The 19,577-nt window shown below is 55.7% G+C and carries 15 protein-coding genes and 1 pseudogene; 7 read left to right on the top strand and 9 right to left on the bottom strand.

Translation table 11 applies throughout. From position 1 onward, the window contains the following. Positions 1–59: 59 nt before the first annotated feature. The 6 genes from C6558_RS12845 to C6558_RS12820 all read right to left on the bottom strand — a co-directional run bounded on the left by C6558_RS12845 (position 60) and on the right by C6558_RS12820 (position 6,796). On the bottom strand, positions 60–1,871 hold the full coding sequence (locus C6558_RS12845; RefSeq protein WP_107027314.1) for a YbhB/YbcL family Raf kinase inhibitor-like protein: 1,812 nt from the start codon (positions 1,869–1,871) through the stop codon (positions 60–62). 440 nt (positions 1,872–2,311) lie between these two features. Beyond that, the gene (gene repC / locus C6558_RS12840) at positions 2,312–3,517 is read right to left on the bottom strand and encodes a plasmid replication protein RepC (RefSeq protein ID WP_107027313.1); all 1,206 of its coding nucleotides are present in this window, start codon (positions 3,515–3,517) and stop codon (positions 2,312–2,314) included. 599 nt (positions 3,518–4,116) lie between these two features. Further along, positions 4,117–4,311 carry a hypothetical protein gene (locus C6558_RS12835; RefSeq protein WP_057218411.1) on the bottom strand — a complete coding sequence of 65 codons (195 nt, stop codon included), beginning with the start codon at positions 4,309–4,311 and terminating at the stop codon, positions 4,117–4,119. A gap of 530 nt (positions 4,312–4,841) precedes the next feature. After that, the gene (locus C6558_RS12830; RefSeq protein ID WP_057205418.1) at positions 4,842–5,192 is read right to left on the bottom strand and encodes a hypothetical protein; all 351 of its coding nucleotides are present in this window, start codon (positions 5,190–5,192) and stop codon (positions 4,842–4,844) included. A gap of 326 nt (positions 5,193–5,518) precedes the next feature. Next, the gene (locus tag C6558_RS12825) at positions 5,519–6,046 is read right to left on the bottom strand and encodes a DUF4142 domain-containing protein (protein ID WP_057218413.1); all 528 of its coding nucleotides are present in this window, start codon (positions 6,044–6,046) and stop codon (positions 5,519–5,521) included. Between the two features lie 519 nt (positions 6,047–6,565). After that, a complete protein-coding gene (locus C6558_RS12820; protein WP_348523286.1) occupies positions 6,566–6,796 on the bottom strand; it encodes a hypothetical protein in 231 nt (76 codons plus the stop codon). Between the two features lie 789 nt (positions 6,797–7,585). Here C6558_RS12820 and treZ point away from each other — a divergent pair. Further along, entirely contained in the window at positions 7,586–9,547 is a 1,962-nt protein-coding gene (gene treZ, locus C6558_RS12815; protein WP_371412262.1) for a malto-oligosyltrehalose trehalohydrolase, read from the top strand. A 39-nt stretch (positions 9,548–9,586) separates the two neighbouring features. On the opposite strand, the gene C6558_RS12810 is transcribed toward treZ, so the two are convergent. Beyond that, complete coding sequence (locus tag C6558_RS12810; RefSeq protein ID WP_063997124.1) at positions 9,587–9,889, bottom strand: hypothetical protein; 303 nt, start codon at positions 9,887–9,889, stop codon at positions 9,587–9,589. Positions 9,890–10,099: 210 nt separating this feature from the next. On the opposite strand from C6558_RS12810, the gene C6558_RS12805 reads away from it, so the two are divergent. The 4 genes and pseudogenes from C6558_RS12805 (at position 10,100) to C6558_RS12790 (ending at position 13,604) form a co-directional block, all read left to right on the top strand. After that, positions 10,100–10,594 carry a ferritin-like domain-containing protein gene (locus tag C6558_RS12805; RefSeq protein WP_057218419.1) on the top strand — a complete coding sequence of 165 codons (495 nt, stop codon included), beginning with the start codon at positions 10,100–10,102 and terminating at the stop codon, positions 10,592–10,594. Positions 10,595–11,350: 756 nt separating this feature from the next. Continuing rightward, a complete protein-coding gene (locus tag C6558_RS12800) occupies positions 11,351–12,022 on the top strand; it encodes a hypothetical protein (protein WP_199197000.1) in 672 nt (223 codons plus the stop codon). A 39-nt stretch (positions 12,023–12,061) separates the two neighbouring features. Then, positions 12,062–12,585 (top strand): annotated as a pseudogene (locus C6558_RS12795) (transposase); the annotation flags it as partial. A gap of 443 nt (positions 12,586–13,028) precedes the next feature. Next, a complete protein-coding gene (locus C6558_RS12790) occupies positions 13,029–13,604 on the top strand; it encodes a cysteine hydrolase (protein WP_057218669.1) in 576 nt (191 codons plus the stop codon). 53 nt (positions 13,605–13,657) lie between these two features. On the opposite strand, the gene C6558_RS12785 is transcribed toward C6558_RS12790, so the two are convergent. After that, positions 13,658–15,907 carry a bifunctional diguanylate cyclase/phosphodiesterase gene (locus C6558_RS12785; protein WP_063997125.1) on the bottom strand — a complete coding sequence of 750 codons (2,250 nt, stop codon included), beginning with the start codon at positions 15,905–15,907 and terminating at the stop codon, positions 13,658–13,660. 209 nt (positions 15,908–16,116) lie between these two features. Next, positions 16,117–16,371, bottom strand: a complete 255-nt coding sequence (locus C6558_RS12780; RefSeq protein ID WP_057218422.1) for a hypothetical protein — start codon at positions 16,369–16,371, stop codon at positions 16,117–16,119. A 178-nt stretch (positions 16,372–16,549) separates the two neighbouring features. Here C6558_RS12780 and C6558_RS12775 point away from each other — a divergent pair, with 178 nt between their 5' ends. Together C6558_RS12775 and C6558_RS12770 are read left to right on the top strand one after the other, a co-directional pair. Next, complete coding sequence (locus tag C6558_RS12775) at positions 16,550–16,867, top strand: DUF982 domain-containing protein (protein ID WP_158268930.1); 318 nt, start codon at positions 16,550–16,552, stop codon at positions 16,865–16,867. A 692-nt stretch (positions 16,868–17,559) separates the two neighbouring features. Further along, positions 17,560–19,011 carry a phospholipase D-like domain-containing protein gene (locus C6558_RS12770; protein WP_082557467.1) on the top strand — a complete coding sequence of 484 codons (1,452 nt, stop codon included), beginning with the start codon at positions 17,560–17,562 and terminating at the stop codon, positions 19,009–19,011. Positions 19,012–19,577 lie beyond the last annotated feature (566 nt).

Raw genomic sequence — 19,577 nt, 5'->3', positions numbered from 1 at the left:
AAAGATCTTGGACCGTTGATGGTCTCCCAAGGGCCCATCCTTGGAGCCGAACCTGGCTTTCAACGAGTGTCTTCACGCTGGAACGTCCCGATAACTTGACCCTTGGCGAGCACGTGTCCGTTCATCGCTGCAATCACGGCGTCTCTTGTCATCCCAGGATCGAGCCCTAGCGTCTCCACGTCCAGCGCGAAAATTTGGAAGTGGTAATTATGAGCTGGGTCACCGACCGGCGGTTTCGGACCGATATAGCCGAGCGATCCAGCCGAATTCATGCCTTGCTTTGCATCTTTTGGGTGCGAGAGGACCGGATCATTCGGCAGGCCCTCCCTCAAGTGATTGAGATTGCCTGGCAGATCGTAGGCTAGCCAGTGAACGAATGGCTTCGGCGTTGCAGCATCGGGATCATCAACGATAATGACAAAGGATCTCGTTGCCTCGGGCGCGCCGCGCCAGCCCAGCGTCGGCGAAGCATTTTCACCGTCTGCGGCATAAGACAGCGGGATCGGTTTCTTGTCAGCGAAAATTGCGTTGAGTTCTATTGGAGCGGGGGACTTCGCCACAAGCAGCTCGATCGCGATTTTCGATGGAGGAAGTTCGCGGTAAGTATTGGGGGTGTTCACTAAGCTTGACTGCGAGCCGTTGACTTCGCCCGAGTATGAGACCCGGTATACCAAGCCATTTGAATCATCGGCGACGAACAAGGAACCATCCTTGCCGACCGCAATGCCGGCCAATCGTCCGAGGTAACCGTATCTGCCGTTCTCCTGGCGTAGCAAGAAACCCTGGAGAAACTTTTCGAAAGCTTTCGGCTGGCCGTCCTCAAAGTTGACGCGAATGACCTCATAGCCGCTGGGAGGACGGCGGTTCCACGATCCGCGCATTGCCACAAAGGCGTCTCCCCGATAATCCGACGGAAACATAGTGCCCTGATAGAAGGCCATCTGCATCGGCGCGCTGTGCGCAGTGTAGCCGAGCACCGGCTCAGTCGATAGCGCGGCCCACTTTGACAGGGTTATGCCTTCCGCAGGATTGATATGAGGGTTGAATTCGCCGGCGCCGAATATGTATGGCCAGCCATAGCGCTTGCCCTGCTCAAGGTGGTTGAGTTCTTCGATCTGGACCTCATCACCCAACCAGTCGATACCGTGATCAAACCCATAAAGAGCCCCCGTGGTAGGCTCCCAATCGAACCCGATGGTGTTGCGCAGTCCGCTGGCAAATATCGATCTCGAGATTCCATCCTTGGACGCCCTCAATATAGTCGCGTTTTCAGCATTACTCTCCTGACATTCGTTGCAGGTACTGCCAACGGAAATGTAGAGCATGCCGTCGGGCCCGAGACCCAACGTTCGGTTGGCGTGTTGGCCGGCATCGGGAAGATCGTTGATGATACGCGTCAGTGGTCCGAAAGTGCCATCCTCCTTGACCGGAGCAGTGTAGACGTCATTGACGGTGATCAGAAATACGTCGTTTTCATCGAAAGCAATGCCGTGCATGCCGGGTCGGCTGGCAACCGTCCGTACCGTTTCCGCTTTGCCGTCGCCGTCGTCGTCTTTCAACATGATTACGTCACCAACGGCTCGACGAGTTGCATAAAGAACTCCTGACTCGGAGACTGCAAGCATACGGGGGTTCACCAGGTTCCTCGCAAATACTTCAACCGTGAAGCCTTCCGGCGCCTTGATTAAAGACGTGAGCTCCTTGTCGTCCGGCACGGCGAGTTTCTCCGGCTCCAATACGGAGCTTTCGATTGTGACATCCGAGAACTCTCCTGCCGTGCCTTTCATCTGCGCCGAGGCAGTCGCTGACAGGGTAACGGCGGTAGTGAAAAGGAGAAATCTACTGAAGTGAGTTGGCAATGGGGAACGCATCAACCTCCTCCTGCTGTCCTGGAACAAACAACCGGGACCGACTTGTTCCGCCGCCTACCTCACAAAGACACCGGGAGCGCCGAACGGTCCACCGGGGGGCTGGCGCGGTGAGGGAATTGGACCGTCCGGCTTCTTGCGAACACCCAACATCTGCCGCGAGTGTATGTTCCGCCTCAAAAGATCTTTATTACGCATGTTTTCAAATGTTTTGGCTCCTGTCTTAATCCGCCCTGTTTGACGAACGGCCATCACCCGCAAGCACGCGCTCCTCTTTCCAATGATTTCTCCTTGCAAGCTCCACCAAATCACTGGCGAGAAGCAGGCGTATGCGTCGTGTTCTCGCTCTCCAAAATCCGACAGGAATTGGGGCTAGCGAATTCGGCCCTTAGGCAGGCTTTCAATTGCAAAATAGGCGTAGAGCGAACGACGACCGACCGCACTTAACCCATCCCTTGTCCGTTTGCCCGCATCAGCGCCATGATCATTGGACCGAGCGAAAACCTTCCGCCGCGAGCCTTGGCGGTCAGGTCCCGAAGGTAGCCGCCCGCGGAAGTGATGTGACCGGCTCTCTCGAGAATGCAGGCGAGGGTCGTTGCGGCATTCTCCGGGCCCATCGCCTCGCAAGCTTCCTGATAGGCAGACGGACTAACACCGAGCATCGAGCGCACGGTCACCGCCGCCACCATCAAATCGCGCCAACTGGATATTGTTCCATAGGGTCCGTAGGGAACAATCTCGGGGCATGCTTTCAGCACGACCTGAATCGGGAAGATCGTCATCTCCCCGTTTTCACGGGGGTTGGTTGGCTCGGATTTCGCTTTTGGCTCCCTTCTAGAGCCAAGTTCAAGTTCAGATGGGGAGTGGGGGTTTGAATTATGTAAGTGCCGATCAATATGATCGGCATTGCCGCTCATAACCTCCGATTTAAACTTCAATTCCAGCCGGCTGGTGACCTCTTCTCGCAGCATCTCGAATTCCTCAAGCGCGTCCTCCACCTGCTGCCTGGTCGGGCGTCGAACAAGCGTCTGGGTCATAACTCGCAATCGCTCTTGGACCGCAAACCAGTCTCCTGGTGCCCCCTCTTCCAGAGCAACGACTATGAGCTTGGAAACGTCACGACGGCAGATGGTCAATCGCTCGCGCAATCGTCGCTGTTCTTGCCTTTCATTTGCTACTGATATGGCAATCGCTGTGATCTCTTCGGCACGCACGAGAAGCGGCGCGACAGAAAAGCCAAACGCTTCGCTGATGCCACCCGACTGGTCCTTGCGTGCGTAGCGCTTTCCGTTGGCACTATCCTTTCGAGCCAAGACGCCCGCGTTGATCAAGGCAGCGAGATGTCGGCGCAAAGTCGCTTCGGCCATCCCATGCGCCCGACGAGCAAGCTGCGAATTGGACGGAAAGACTACAAGCCCGTTTTCTTCACTGATCTCGTCGTGTGGATAGAAAGTCAACAAAGCATTCAGCACCAGCAGCGAACGCTCACTGAGGCCGAAATGCAACCTTGCTTCGCATAACGACTGGAACAGTTTCCACTTTCCGGCCGTTTGTCCCGGTCCGATTTGTCGGGAAAGCACTTGGGTGGCCAACATGCCAAGCGTCATCGCTCGCCGCCCGAAGGGCGTCGTTACAGCATCTCTCTCCATCGTCCATTTCACCTTGCTAAAGGCAAAAGAATGCCGCTCACCGGAACGTGCCGATGCTGCACTTGATGCAACTTAATGTGGAGAGTTCTTTCTCTTTCTCGCTACAGATCGAGAAGGGCTCCACAACGGAAACGTCTGGCGGTCTTTATTCCTCTGCGTTCCAACTCCTGTTTCATCTTCTCCGCACAAATCCGGCCAACGCCAGTCTTAAGCGAAGCACTTTGCCACATCGAACTGGCCGCGAGATCGACTTGTCCGCCCGCGGTGCAGCCAATGGGCTCCAATTGCCGATCACACACCGATTCTGTTGGCGTCAGCAAGGCCCGCGCAACTGGCAATTCGGGCTTGCCTTGTCGGATTCACGATTCTTTTGGCATCGCACGGACTTCCGGCTCGCAAATTCCAGCAGTTCAAAGAGGTGACAGAGGAGCGAGGCGAGAAACGAGAGCCGGTTCGAACCTAGATCTACTATTCGCAATCGCGGTGGAAAGGGGAGGATAGGGAGGCCTTTTTATGTCAAAGGCGCTGATCCCAACGCATGCCGGCACACGCGGTACCGTCTTTCTATTTTTCTGGTAAAGCGCTAGAAGTCGCCTATCTCAGTGCAGGCTTGGAAATTCTAGCGCTGGTGCCAGCTCTTCGGCGGCCAGTTCACTTACGGCTACGAGTACCTCTCCGGCCGCGTAACCTGATCTGATTGCTCGCTCGATAAGCTCGTGAAGTTCGATCTCCACCATGTCCCTGCAATCGGCCAAGCGCTCCGCGTCGATGATAAGTCTATCCACGGTTTGCATAAGCGCTCCTTTTCTCGATCTTGCGACCTCGCCTAGCCAGGTCGTGGGAAAGGGCCCATGCCCAGTGCTAATCAAACGTTTGCTTGTCACGGAAGTTCCGAGAACGAGACACCGCTGGAGATCAGCCGCCGCTTCACGACGCAGGGGGGAAAGGATCCCATCCCCTACCAGATCTTCTGATCGCTGATTTGGTCGGTACGCCAGGATAGGCCGCTATCCCCCGCGGCATCAAAGTGCATGGGTACCAATTACCGGCAGAAGGGCGCAAAGAAAAACCGATACGGATTGACGCACAACCGTTCAGAAATCCTGCTGTTTAAGTCGAGATATACAAGCGAAGCGCATATCCAAACGCTCATATCGCGGCACCAACAAAGCGGCACGCATACCGTTGCCTCCGCCCTTTCAGTCGCGCGGAACCGACGAGTGTATTGATAGTGAGTTTGAGCGCCGGGGAGTTGCTCCCCCGGCAAATCTTGGCAGATGCGGGACGCGACAGTTTCAAGCTTCACATCCCGCGTCTGTCGGGCTCAGCGAACGTAAATGATCAATGCGCCGTCCGCGGCCTGTTCGGCGCCTGCGATGTTTTCCATCTCGATTTTTTGCGATTTCAGCTGCTCGGCAAGGGCCTTATTGCCTTCGACCGCCGTGAGCAATGCTTTGCGTTGTTCGGGAGTCGCTTTTTCCACCCACATGCGCGTCTGGTTCGCTTCCGCCAGCGTGCTGACCTGAACAACGCTAACCTTGTCGCCCTTGAAGTCCGTCACCGTTTTCTCGATGTTGGCCGGCCAGTTCATTTCGGCACCCTGGGCATAAGCAATTTCGCTAATGCTTAAGACGGAGAGGGCAACAATCGCGGATAAAGTCGCTATGCGGTTCATTATCATGCTCCTTCCTTGGGGTTTGCCTGGCCGGTTGGCCAAGCGCGTGGTGCTAAACCAGGCTCAGGATCTATAGCTCGGCAGACAACCGGGCTGGGTCGGGTTATATTCTAAGACGTTTTTTGCTCGAGCCCTGCAACCCTAACACGATCGTTGCTCGACGGATAGTGCTCTGATACGGCTGGGATGGACGAGAACATGAACAGCAGAATCGAAACAGCGACTTCTCACATTTGTCTGCCAAGCGGCACTGCCGCATCCTCATTAGGGACGCGGCGAGCTTGCGGCCAACGGTCGACGCTTTCGCTTTTAACAAGCAACTCCATTTACTTATTCATGCCCTCGACCATTTCAAGGTGATGCTGGAGCGCTGGTCTGGTCTTTTCAGCCCAAGCTTTCAGTTCGGGATTGTCACCCTCGCTCCCGTATCGGGTAAAAAGATCCACCGCATCTTCATGCGCGTCTTCCTGCTGGGAGAGGTATTCCTTGGTGAAGTCCGCGCCCTGCATGGATTTTAGTTCATTGATCGCTTCCACTTGCTCGTCAGTCATCGCAGTTGGAAGCTCTGCCTTCACCTTACTGGACGAGAGCATTTGCTTCAGTTCATCCGACGTCTTGGTGTGATCTGCAACCATCTGCTCGGCGAAGCTCTTGATCGCTTGATCGCCCCGCTCCACGGCAAGCTTGCTCGATTCAATTTCGTACATGTCACTTGTGGCTGCCTCCTTGACAAAATCCTCGGTTTTAGGCGGCACACCAAGCGCTGTATTGACACCGGATTTCTCCGCCGCGGACTGGGCCATGGCGGAGCCCGCCAGAAGCAGTGTCGCGGTAGCAAGGGCAATGTATTTCATCGTAAACTCCTTTGTATAGTCTCTCAATCCATACGTGCGGCTCCAACCCTTTGAGCCCCGTTGTGTTCCGAGTCTTCGTTTGGCGATGTCTCCGGAGATCAACCGCGGCGCTCCGAGGCTTAGATGAGTGCTGCCGCAGATTCGAAAGCCACCGGTTAGGTCCCGGCTCACGACATGCTGGGGCCGCTTGGCAAAGGGTTCAGCCACCAAGGTCGCCTGGTTGCGGATCTAGTGCCCAGGTAGCTCTCGTTCAGATACTTGTTGCAGATCATCTCGCAGGCCTGCCGATCTGGCTAGGAGGAACGCAAACGCGATCACTCGATGACGCAGCGATCGCTGAAAATGCCTTACGATAGCAGCGCATCGAGGTGCAGGCGGTGCCATAGGGTGTGCCGTACTTTGCCGGGGTCTCCAGTACTGTTCCGAAATGCGGGCGGCGCGGCGCAAGACGTCACGCCAGTAGATCAGCGGCTTCTGTGATGCGGGGCCATGCGCCCCGCAATGCGTGACGCCGGGGAGCTATAAGATCTCGCGGCGCCGCCATTCACGGTAAGGAGCCATGAGTTGACCTGGAAAACGTCTTTCGATTTCGGTTTCCACAAGCGCGATCGATGCCAAGACGGCTTGGTCTGGTACCGATTGTCGCTCACTTTCCTTTTCCAGTTCGCCCATGCGGCCAAACAGTTCGTCATCCGTCATCGCTCGAAGCTGTTCGGAAAGCGCTACTACATCTCTATCGGCAGATTTCACGACTTCTCACCTGTTCAATTCAAGGGGAGGGAGCACGCCTGTGCGTGGATTGTTTTCCACGCCGGTCGTCATTGCGCTTTCACCTCTCCGGTCCCGGTAGTTGGAGCCTTTCCATTCCGATTTTCTCATTGTCTTGACGACATTCGTTGGTCACCCGATTTCCCTTTTGCAGGATGACGTTCATACTAGGAACTAACCGCTGGTCCTGACAAAGGTTCCCAGCCGCGCGACCGGTTTCTTCTTCTCTTGATCGCACTACGACGGGAGCAGGCAAGACCACCGAAATTGCCTCGACGATGCGGTAGGTGGCAGCGCAGGCCCATCACGCAGCTGCTGCAGCAGTGGAACGAAAACACTGCCGGTTTGTTGGGTCTTAACTGACGGCAAGTGCATGTGATGCGACGGGCCGATACCGCAACACCATGTCCCGACGGAGGTTTGAATCATGGTGGCCGTAATATTGTTAACCGTTGGGTCCCTTCCCATTCTTGCGGCTCTCTGGCTCCTGTGGTTTGGGCCAGCCTGGACGCCCGACCGACAAATACACTAGAGCCTGAATATCCTGTACCGTCTCGTTGCCGCGGATCCGCAAGAGCATGCGCCGCGCCGCCATGAGGCCATCTTGGTGAGCCTCGAGCTTAGGCGAGATTACGCTGGTCAGCGTGTAGCCAAGCACCTTCCAGGCAGAAAACAGTCGGATCGAATGCCGCAGGAAGTTCGGTGCCAGCTAGCGTCCTTGGAACTTGCCTCAAAGTTCCCGGTTAGGCTCCATCACCCTCCCTTCGAGTGATGCTGGCTAATGGAGTATGTCAGATGAGTCCGAGTGCGCACGAGGCACTGATTAGCCGGCGTTTCCCCATTGGGGCCGAACCGATGCGGGGAGGTGTATCCTTTCGAGTGTGGGCACCGGCGCGCAAGTGCGTTTCGGTCGTCACCGATAATGGACATTACCCACTCCACGCTGAAGGGAATGGATATTTCTCTGGCCTCGTAGCTGGTTTGGGCATCGGGACAAACTATCATTTGGACCTCGATAATGACGGGGTCCTGGAAGCCGACCCTGCTTCCAGGTTCCAGCCACTCGGACCGACGGGACCCTCGCAGGTCATCGAACCGTCAGATTTCATCTGGCGCGACCAGGGCTGGACAGGAGTGCCCCCACAAGGCCGAGTCGTCTACGAGCTACACGTCGGCACGTTTACGCCAGAAGGGACCTGGACAGCAGCGCGACAACGGCTGCAACATCTGCGCAATCTCGGTGTAACAGTGATCGAGATGATGCCAGTGAACGAATTCCTGGGCAGCTTCGGCTGGGGCTATGATGGCGTTTTACTCTTCGCTCCAACGCGACTTTACGGCACGCCCGACGATCTGAGGTCATTCGTGGATGCCGCGCACGCTGTCGGCATCGGTGTTATTCTTGATGTCGTCTACAATCACTTCGGGCCCGGGGATCGATTTGATCGGTTCGCTGCATCGTATTTTAAGGGCGAACGCAACGAATGGGGCAGAACGCTGAATCTGGACGGTGACGGTTGTGATGCAGTCAGGACCTATTTCATCTGCAATGCTGTCTACTGGATCGAGGAGTTTCACTTTGATGGGCTGAGGATTGATGCCACTCAGGCACTTGAAGACAAAAGCGAGAAGCACATTGTGGCAGAGATCGCGAACGCCTGTCGACGGGCAGCGGGCGTGAGGAAGCTGTACCTGCTCGCCGAAAACGAACCTCAGGACGCGAACTTGGTCCGAGAAACGGAACGAGGGGGGCTTGGCATGAACGCCGTTTGGAATGATGATTTCCATCATTCGGCCAAGGTTGCGCTTACCGGTCGACGCGAGGCCTATCTCCACGACTATCGGGGCCACCCGCAGGAATTCGTGTCGGCAGCGAAATATGGTTACCTTTTCCAGGGCCAAAGATACAACTGGCAGAACAAGGCCCGGGGCAAGCCAGCGCGCGATCTGCTTCCGGCGAATTTCGTGCATTTCCTCGACAATCATGATCAAATCGCGAATTCGGCGAGCGGAAAACGCATCCATCAGTTGACGAGCAGCGCACGCCTCAGGGCAATGACGGCGCTTCTTATTCTCGGACCTCAAACGCCGATGTTGTTCCAAGGGCAAGAGTTTTCAGCGAGCACACCTTTCCTCTATTTCAGCGACGCTGCAAAGGACAACAGATCGAGCGTACGAGATGGGAGGCTTGCTTTCCTGTCGCAGTTCGCGAGTTTCAGGGACCAGCAAATCAGACGGAACATGCCCGATCCGTGTGATCGATCAACATTCGAGCGTTGCAAGCTTGATTGGGAAGATGCCGAGCGCAATGAAGACATGCTCGCACTGCACACAGACCTGATCGCCCTACGGCGGTGCATTCCGGTCGTTGGCGAAGGGGAGCCGCCGGCAGCGGTGGATGGAAGTGTTTTGACCGATCGCTGCCTCTTATTGCGATACCTCACTGCGCAAGGCAAGGATGATCGCCTTCTGCTCATAAATCTCGGTCGTGATCTGGTGATTGCCAGCCTGGCCGATCCTTTATTCGCTCCTCCGGAGTTTCACCGGTGGACAATAGTCTGGTCTAGCGAGGATTTTCCATATGGAGGAGGCGGGCAACGGCCCGCCGATCTTGATCGACGCTGGGTGCTACCTGGCAACACAGCGTTGTTACTAACGCCCGAAGCGAGAGGGCCCCAACGGGTTCCGTCAGCAAAGGATGTTGCGGACTGGCAGGAGCATCTCATCGGCTGAGTCCTGGCCATCTTCCTTTGAAACAACTCTAAAGCACGTTTATCTTCCGCGGCCCTGTCGCGACTCAGGCAAATGGGAGAGCGTGTCGTTGCCAGTTTCCGACCAGTTCGTGTTCGGAATTATCTCCAAGACGAGCCGCATTTCCAGCAGCAAAATACGGTCCTCGTTCATGACCTGCACGCTAATCATCGACACGGGATCTAGCGGCAGCCCATCTGCTGCCATTTCAGCAAGTGTTAACTTCGCCTCCGCGAGGGCGGATTCTTCGTCAGGGAACTCGAAGCCACGATCATCGGCGCTAAACCCCTCCTGATCGGTCGTCCTGAAGTAAAACAACGGCATGCTTAATCTCCGCCCCATAACGGCGTTGTTGGCGAGATGTCGCCATGGTGGCTTGGTTGTAGCCTATCAAGATAACTTCATCGCGAGAGATAGGTTCCGAATGGTCCCGTTCGCGGGAGGCCGAAGAGCCAGGCTGTTATCGATCTGCACACGAGCCCGGAACTTTTTGCTGCAAGTCAGGTTAGAGTATCCTCAACCAAGGAGGAACACATGGCTGAAGCAAATCTGGAGAAGCTTTTTCACGAGACTCTGAAGGATATCTACTACGCAGAACGTCAGATCTTGAAGGCGCTGCCGAAGATGGCCCGTGCCGCCCAGTCAAGTGACACCAAGGCCGCGTTCGAGAAGCATAAGGACGAGACGGAGGGGCATGTGGAACGGCTCCAGCAAGTCTTTGAACTCATCGGGAAACGTGCCCAGGGCAAGACCTGTGAGGCGGTCCAGGGTTTGATTGCTGAGGGAGAGGAGATCATCGAAGAGTTCAAAGGCTCACCGGCGATCGACGCTGGCCTCATCTCTGCTGCCCAGGCAGTTGAGCATTACGAAATCGCCCGATACGGCACGCTGAAAACCTGGGCCCAACAGTTGGGTCTTAAGGACGCAGTCGCCTTGCTCGACGCCACCCTTCAGGAAGAAGGCGCTACGGATAAGAAATTGACCCAGTTAGCGGTTAGCGCGGCAAATATGAAGGCAAAGGCAGCTTGACCTGAACTACAGTGAGCCAGCAACCGCCGTGCCCCGCTCTAACACGGGGCGCAGGGTGCTGGCTCACGGGCGGCCAAGCTTGGACTATGGGATTCTCCAAATGTAACCGAACCCCCGCGCTTTGCGTCATAAGTGGGAAGATATGAAGTTGCCGCATTGGCGCCGAGCCGCTTTCCTGTCCCGAGGGCGCAAGGCTTGGCTCATGCATCCGTTATTCGTCCCGTCCAGATTCGAAAGCTCAGCCAAACGCCGTGCGTTGGTTCGGTCGACGCTTCAAATCTGTACTCAAGAATTCAATGAAAGCCGCCGGCGGGCTGGAAGCTATTTACCGCCGGCGCGGTTGATTTGCGTTGCCTAGAGCGGGTGATTTGAGATCTCGGACTCGCCGCACCAGGTTTTGACGGGGATGGATTGCATGGGACCAAGCACCATAATCACGGAAATTCACAGGCCGGTGATCAAAAAAGTGGCTTCAGGCAACCCGCTAACTATCTGAGTTTATTATAATGTCATTATATATCAGGGCGCAGCCCCCTTTTCGCCACCCAAATGCCCCCTTTCCGGCCCATTCCGCCAATAGATCAACAAGTGGGCACGGGTAAATCCCGTAGTGCACATGTAGTCAGGACATGATGCGGTTAGATTGTTCGCTGTAGTTCTCCGTTATCCCTGAAAAGACAAAGTATTCGAGTTGCGGCCGGAATCGGTCTGCGGCGAGGAATACCTGTGCACTGTGGACTGGAGAAGAGGTGCAACGTGATCGATCTGAATATCCTAATCCATACGCTCTGCCAGGAGCCGGCAACGACACTTAAGTCGGCGTTGAGAATAGTACATTTTCTAGGACTCGCATTGGGGCTGGGCGCGGCTACTGTACTCGACCTTCTGATCCTTCGGTTTTTGCTGAAGGGAAAAATCTCCAAAGAACACTTGGCAGTGTTTCAGTTCGGCTCCAGCATCGTCAATGCAGGCCTGATGATACTGTGGGCATCAGGGATCGGCTTCCTGATCTACTACGGCATTTTCGACCCTGCAAAGCTCGGCAACGAGAAGGTCTGGGCGAAGATAGCGATCGTGCTCATCCTTACCATCAACGGCATGTTTATCCATTCGATCATCCTGCCGAAGATCAAGGAGCAGGTCGGTCGCTCCTTGATGGACGGCATGACATCGACGCAGCGCAGCGCTTTTCTCGTTTCCGGCGCTGTGTCCGCCACCTCCTGGTACGTGCCGATGATGCTGGGTGCCCTGCCGCAACTCAACTTCGTTGTTCCGATGGCGACGGTCCTGCTGGTCTATGCGGCATTGCTCGCCATCGCCATTCTGCTGTCGCATGCAATGATCTTTGCCATGCGTCTCGATGAGCGCCTGCCGCCGGTTCGCACTGCCATGTTGCGCATCGATCCGTACTTTCAAGCAAAAGCTTGATCATGGCTGGGACGACTCAGAACCAGAAAGAACGGGGGTGGACTGCCGGAACAGGCGCTCCGGTTCTTCGAACAGCTCTACCGGATCGAAAAGCAGGCAAGAGACAAAACCCCAGATGCCGGAGAGACGAGGCCGACTGCATTCACCGCTTCCGGCAAGAGCACAGCTTGCCTGTCCTGAACGCCCTAAAGACGTGGCTCGACGACATCGCGTCGAAGCTCGTGCCGGATACCAAGCTCGGCGATGCCGTGTCCTACACTTTGAACCAATGGGATTACCTAACGCGCTACACCAGCGACGGCAGGATGCCGATTGGTAACAACATTCTGGAACGCGACATCAGAGTTTTTGCGACCGGCAGAAAATCGTGGCTGTTCAGCGACATCGCTGACGGAGCCAAGGCCAGCGCCGTGATCTACAGTCTGATGCTCACTTGCCGCGCCTGTGGGATCGACCCACTCACCTGGCTGCGCAATGTGCTAAATGAGCTGCTGCAGCGCGACGAAGCGGCCGACATCGTCGACCTGCTACCGTTCAACTTCTCCAAAAACTCTGCGGCCTAATAGAGCTGGATACGCTACCGATATGAGGGCGGTTCAGTGCCGCAGCCGTCAATGCGCATCGAAAATCGCGCTTACGGTCGACGAGCTGGCCTTTCTCGCTTTTACACCAGCGATCTCCGAACAACGGCGTTCGATGTTCAATGTTCCCTTTCCCAAAACTTAGCTGACCATAGTTCGCGAGAGACCAATTGCGAGGTGGTTTCAGCCTGCTCGCGGTCGCCCCTCGACGTAACCCGCTGTTTGCAGGGTGGGCTTCGCTGAGTGAAAAATCAAAGGCACTAGGCTTGAGCAATTTTGCTGCAAGGCCGGCTCGCTACCCCCGCACATTCTCAGGGAACGATCATACACAAATTGAGTTCGAAGGATGATGCGCGGGGCAACCGCCGGCAAGCTCGGAGGGAGATTTGAACTTGGCTCGTAACTGGAAGCATCTCTGCATCGACATGCAACGGCTCTTCAATGAGGACACGCCGTGGAGAGTGGAATGGATGTCCAGGGTATTACCCAATGTCGCGGAGGTCTCCGCCAATTTTCCAGAGCAGACCATTTTTACCCGTTTCATCCCACCGGAACGCGCGCAGGACGCACCGGGCATGTGGGCTCAATACTACGCAAAATGGTGGATGATGACAGGCGAGCATCTGCCCAGAGAATTGTTGGAGCTTCCAGCTTGCTTGGCCCGACTTGTTCCGCCGGCAAGGATCATCGACAAACGCATCTACTCACCTTGGCTCGAAGGCCAACTTCATCAATCACTGCGACAATGCGGGGTGGATACGGTGGTGCTGACGGGTGGGGAAACGGACGTTTGCGTCCTCGCGACTGTGCTCGGCGCCGTCGATCTCGGCTACCGGGTCCTTGTGCTCGAAGATGCCGTTTGTAGTGGCGCTGACCAGACGCATGATGCCGCGCTACGCTTGTTAGGTGAACGGTTTTCGGCGCAGTTGACGCTCTCCACGACTGCCGATTTCCTTCACTCGAAAGGTGACGTTCGTGCCCTTACTCCGCCTTCGCGTTAAGGTGCTGTTGGCACCTTCAACTCACAACACGGGCACGTGGTTCACGATGGGGCCTACGTCTCAATTGTCGATGCGCGCTGCTGCAGGATCTCCGCGATGACCTGCGATGGCACGGGGCGAGATAACAGAAAACCCTGTAGGTCGTCGCATCCCAAGCGACACAGCGCTTCTTGTTGCTCGATTGTTTCGATTCCTTCGGCGGTCGTCTTCAGCCCCTTGGCGTGCGCCAGACCTATGATTGCCTGAACAATTTCCTCGTTTCCCCCCGGCGTTCCGAAACCACTCACGAAAGAACGGTCAATCTTTATGCGGTCGACTTCCAGACGCTGTAGGCGCCCGAAGGAAGAAAAACCCGTGCCAAAATCATCAAGAGCGAAGCGAACGCCCGCCGCTCTAAGTGCGCGTATGTTCTTCTCGCACTGCCCATCTTCATCGACAAGCGCTGTCTCGGTGATTTCGATTTCCAGTCTCTCCGGCTTAAATTTCAGTTCATCAAGAACGGCCAGCACATTGCGGGCATAGTTCGGGTTCCGCATCTCAAGCGCCGATGCGTTGACGGAAAGTCCGAGGCCCTCCCATGGTAAGGCGGCGGTGCAGGCCTCCTTAAGGACAAGGGAGCCAATCTTTTCAATAACCCCAATTTCCTCTGCAAGACCGATGAACATATCCGGCGGTATCAAACCTTTGAGAGGATGCCTCCACCTTAACAGGGCTTCGACGCCCGTAATCTGGCGGCCTAATGCGGAATAGACCGGCTGGTAATGGATTTCGAACTGATCCTTTGCTTCGAGAGCAGCGCGTAGATCTCGCTCGAGCTCGCGGCGCATTTTGATCAGTTCGTCCATGTGCGCGCCAAAGATGGCATAGCAGTTCCGTCCCGCGCCCTTGGCGTGATAGAGGGCGATATCGGCCTCGCGCATCATTTCGTCCGCCGATTTGTGTTGGGTGCCATGCGCACTTCCTAACATGGACACGCCGATGCTGAGCCCAATTCGAATGGGGTGCCCCTTGACCTCGAAGGGTTCCTGGATCGCGTCGATCAGCCGCTGACATTGTTTTTCGACATCCTGCCGGTTTGTATGGGCTATGATAGCAGTGAATTCATCTCCACCAATGCGCGCAATTGTTTCGGCAAGTCCGGCGGCCTCATTCAATCGTTTAGCCACCGCTATGATCAATGCGTCGCCGACTGGGTGTCCAAGCATATCGTTGACCTGCTTGAAGCGGTCCAGATCCATGTACAGAACTGAAAGTTCACGCGGCTTGCTCGCGCCGTTGAGCCTTTCAGCAAGGCGTCGGTGAAACGTTCGCCGGTTGGCCAACCCTGTCAATCCGTCGTGAAAGGCAAGATGGTTCAATTGTGCTTGGCTCGTTTTCAAGCGCCGTGACCGGTTCCAGATTGAGGCACCCATTGAGACTGTCAAAGCCAAAATCAACGCTGTGGTCGCTGCTAGGATGGGAGTGGTCGCTCGAACCAAGTCGGCTCCGGGCGAGAAAGGTGACCAAGAAAAGTAACCGGCCACCTGACCCGAACGTGTGGTCAACGGTGCCGTCGCCCTCGATTGATCGCCAATAATTCCATTGTGGAACTGTAGATCATCGAAAGCATATTCTTCACCAAGCGTCGTTAGATAGCGACGATCCAGGTAGCGCACCGCGACATGAATGTAGATCTCATCTGGCGCCTGCGTGCGATTGCCCGTATCAGAAACGATGGGTTTGACACTGATCACCGCCGGCCTTGCATCAATCACTACAAAGTCGCTCTCCCCGATGGAAAGGACTTGTTGCGTGATACCGCTCTCGTCGCCTGCGGCGAGCCTCGATTTTAAGTTTCTGATCAAGGGCATGGCGGCATCGGCGACTTCGTCGAAGGCCTCTGGCCCGCGCCGTTCTGCGCGCCAGAAAGCATAAACGGGGCGCCCGGCCGGTGACAGTACGAAAGCACCATCGTGTCCGAAGTACGTGTGCATCCACCGCCCGAGGTTCATGTCGAGCCATTCCTGGTCTTTTGTTTGGGCAGTTACGGCATCAATGGCGTCGTCCCAGACCGTCACGCTTTCCTGTTCGTGAGCAAGCTCCATCCTCAGTTTTGAGATCACCAATTGGAACAGGCGGGTCTGGCGCGCGGCTGCGACATCATCGGCGCCGCCCGCCGACCAGTACACAGACGAGTAGATCGCAGCCATCAGGAAAGCACCGGCTACGACAGGTAGAACGAGTTTTAGCGCCAGCTGGATTTTTTCAGATCGTGTGAATGCCAACCCCGCATCATTCGATTCTGTCGTCTCAACCAAACTCATTTCCCCATCTCCAAGCAGGGCTGCACATTATACAGGGCCTGTTAGGTTAATTGAGCGAAACGTGATGGGGTCTCGTCCAAGGTCTGGTATCCCCGATTCGCATTGACCCGCCATATATCGGCTCACACGGGGTTGAACCAGTACTTATCCCGGGAACGTTTCGGGCTGAACACGGAGGGCGCGAACCCGATCGCGCCCTCCGGTATCGGTTACATCGCATCCATGCCTTTGACCGCATTTCCAAGATGCGACTTGCATTTTTCAATGTCATTTACCGCCATAGCTTCCTTGGCCATAGTTATCTCTTTTGCCGATTCAATCTTTTTTGCCCCGTCGGGAATTTGACCAAGTCCCTGCTCAAGTTTCATGATTGAAGCTTCGTCGCACACGATGTCCTGCTGGGCCACCGCGGGAGTCACGGCTGCAGCGACGAACACTATTGCGGCTACTGATCTAAGTAACATCGTATTTCTCCTTTGGAATCGGCAAAATGCCGTTTTAAACATCTGTCGAACTCAATAGCGCTCTATGTGTTCCAAGGAGAAATGCTGTTGTGGGGTGGGAACCTCCTGGCCGTTGCGGCGTTGGGTGGCAATTATCTTGTTTCCCGCGTTACCGCGGATCGAGCGCTCGGAGCGACAAATGATCTATACCGAACTCATATGGTCCACACCGCTTCACATAAACTTGCCGAATGGAAAAGAGCATACGGTTTCGTCGGTCAACGAGGCCTTCGCACTGGTTCAGGACGGGTGGCCGCGGATTGATGGGGAGCAATATAGACAGTGCTACATCACCTGCCGCGCCGCTCTTAATGGCAGAGCTCCTGCTGCTGTCGCCCGCGAACACTTCATCTCTGCCTGCCTGGAGGCGGGCGCAAAACTTGCGGCGCTCTCTCCTGTGCCGCCGCAGGTAACCGATGGTTGGCTTTTTCCTCACAGCATAAATGATCAAGGATAGGACCATGGCGAAACCAACGCGGATCGGAGAAACCATCCCAAAGGGTGTCATCGACACGGCTTCAGGATCTGTGGGCGAACAAAAACCCATGAGCCAGGCAAAGCAAATTCAGCACTTGCGTAGGGAGCTGGCCAATCTTCGGCAGAAGTTCAAAGAAGCCGGATACGATGTTGATATACAGTCTACCCGGGTCGATCCTCGCGCATCAACCCTCCTTTTCGGAGCTGCGGCCGCAGCCGCAGCATTTGCCGTGCTGTGGGCTGCGCAACGCAGCCGCTCGGTTCCCTCTCGTTCCTCGGTCATAAGGAATGCCATTCTGGCAGAGATTGCCCGAAAGTGGCCCTCCCACTTAACCCGAGGTGTACTTAGCAGGGCGCCCGGGAACAACTTCAAGCCAACAAGGCTATGGTAGATTCGGCAGCTAGATGCGTGTTCAAGGTTTGGTGCCATGACAGACGATGGAAAAAAGTATCGAATTATAAAACAACTCGCAGCGAACGAGAAGCCTATTTGCGTCGTTCATCAATACGTTTCTTGGAGTGCGCAGTTCACCTTTGCGCAACCCACATGCCGATAGACGATGTCGCGAATTTACTTGAAGAAGAAGCCGATCAATTAAGGCGATATTTTTAAGACACGGCCGTTGTCTTCGTCGCCGAGTAAAGAAGCGATGGGAAACCGGTGTTTTTCCGATGAGTGCATCTATATTCAAAGCGGGCGACAATGTCTGGAGAACCGAGATCGCGGACAGGATATCGATCCTTGTCGACGCTGCAGATTACTTCAAGCAGGTGCGCAGCGCATTTGAACGCGCTCGAAGGGAGATTTGGATCGTAGGCTGGGACTTTAATCCCGACATCATCCTTGAACCCGGCTCCGAGCGCCCTGAGAGCCTTGCAGAATTACTAGGACGCATTCTCGCGTCGAACCCAGACCTCGAGGTTCGAATACTTGTCTGGGGTTTTGGCCCGCTCTATTCAGGAAAATCGCTCAAGATATTCCGAAAACAAGGTATCCTTGAACACGAACGGGTCAGAATCGCCTTCGACCTTCGTCATCCGTTTTTTGGCTCCCACCACCAGAAGCTTGTGACTGTGGATGCAAATCTGGCGTTTCTCGGCGGAATCGACCTGACGGCACGGCGATGGGATAACAGCCGCCACGATCCGGACAACCCGCAGCGCGTGACGCCGGATGGCAAGGCCTATGATCCCGTCCACGATGTGCAGGCGGCCGTTCACGGACAAGCGGCACAGATGATCGGCGCGCTGGTGCGCCGGCGCTGGTTCCACGCCACCCGCGAGGTCATCGAGCCTCTTGAAAACCCCGTCACACTCTGGCCACCCGGTCTCGCCGCGGATTTCACCGATTGCAGAATTGCATTGTCCCGCACGGAAGCCCATGGCGATCGCCGGCGGTCGCGTCGTGAATCAATTACCTTGGTACACGACATTCTGCGCGCCGCTCGTAAGCACATATATATAGAAGCTCAGTATCTCGCATCATTCGGTGTCGGCGACATATTGCTGGAACGTCTTTGCGAACAAGATGGACCTGAGATCGTCATTCTCGTCACCCGGATCTCGCATGGCCTGCTTGAAAAATTGATCATGGGCGACAACCGCGATCGATTGATACGGAAGCTGAAGCGCGCCGACCGCGATGATCGTCTTTGGGTTATGTATCCCGTTGTTCCGGACAACCAGGGGAATGAACGCGAGATTCTCGTCCATTCGAAGGTTCTCGTGGTCGATGATCACTTTCTTCGTGTCGGCTCATCCAACCTCAACCGCCGATCGGAGGGCCTGGATACAGAAGCGGACCTGACGATCGAGGGGTTGACCACTTCCTGCCGGCACTCAGTCAGTACGGTCCGCAATCGACTGCTCGCCGAACATCTGGGCACAACCCCTGACGCTGTGCACGATGTCTTCGCGAAGACCAACTCATTGATGGAGACCATCAGGCGCCTTAATAAATCTGCCAGGGGCCTGCGCCACTTCGACATCGACATCACCCGAGGCCCCACCAAAGAAATCGCGGGAACCACGCTCATCGACCCCCGAAAGCCCTTTCACCCGCTTGTCTGGCTGCGTAGCCGCGCAAAGCGCGTGATTTCGCGCCTGCTCGGCCTTTGGGCCTGAGGTTTGGTCGCCTTTGATCATGAGTTCGCTCAGCCCAAGCAACGGGAGGCCAATCATGATCGGAATGAAATAATAAATCACACGGAAGGCAATTACAGCGGCGAGGGAGGTCACGCCCGGAAGAATTTGCACGACCGTGGCTTCAAGCACACCGAGCCCACCAGGCACATGGCTGATAATTGCCGCCACATTGGCAATGATTGAGACGGTGGCAACCTTGAAATAGGCTGCTTGCGTGAAGGCTGAAAGCGTTTGATGCAAGCAGGCGGCAACAAACGCAAAGTTCAACGAGCCGACCACAATCTGGAACGCTGCTAAGTGAAGCGAGGGGAACCTGAAGTTCCTTTGGCGAAACCGCACCGGCCGGCGCAGGGTCGCGGCAAGCATCAGATAGCCGACCGGAACCAGGGCAGCTATGATTGCAACCCCATAGACCGTGCGTTCAGCAATGTGCATCATCGATGCGGCATCGGCTGCGCGCAGGAACAGAGCAAAAGAACCAAGCGTGGAAAGCCCCAGGGCTACCGTTGTCCCGCAAAAGAAGACGATAAGAGCGACATCCCCTG

This window comes from Ensifer sp. NM-2, assembly GCF_003024455.1.
Taxonomy (GTDB): Bacteria; Pseudomonadota; Alphaproteobacteria; order Rhizobiales; family Rhizobiaceae; genus Ensifer; species Ensifer canadensis.
Note: the sequence above shows the minus strand (reverse complement) of the source record. Positions and strands in the feature narration are given on the sequence as shown.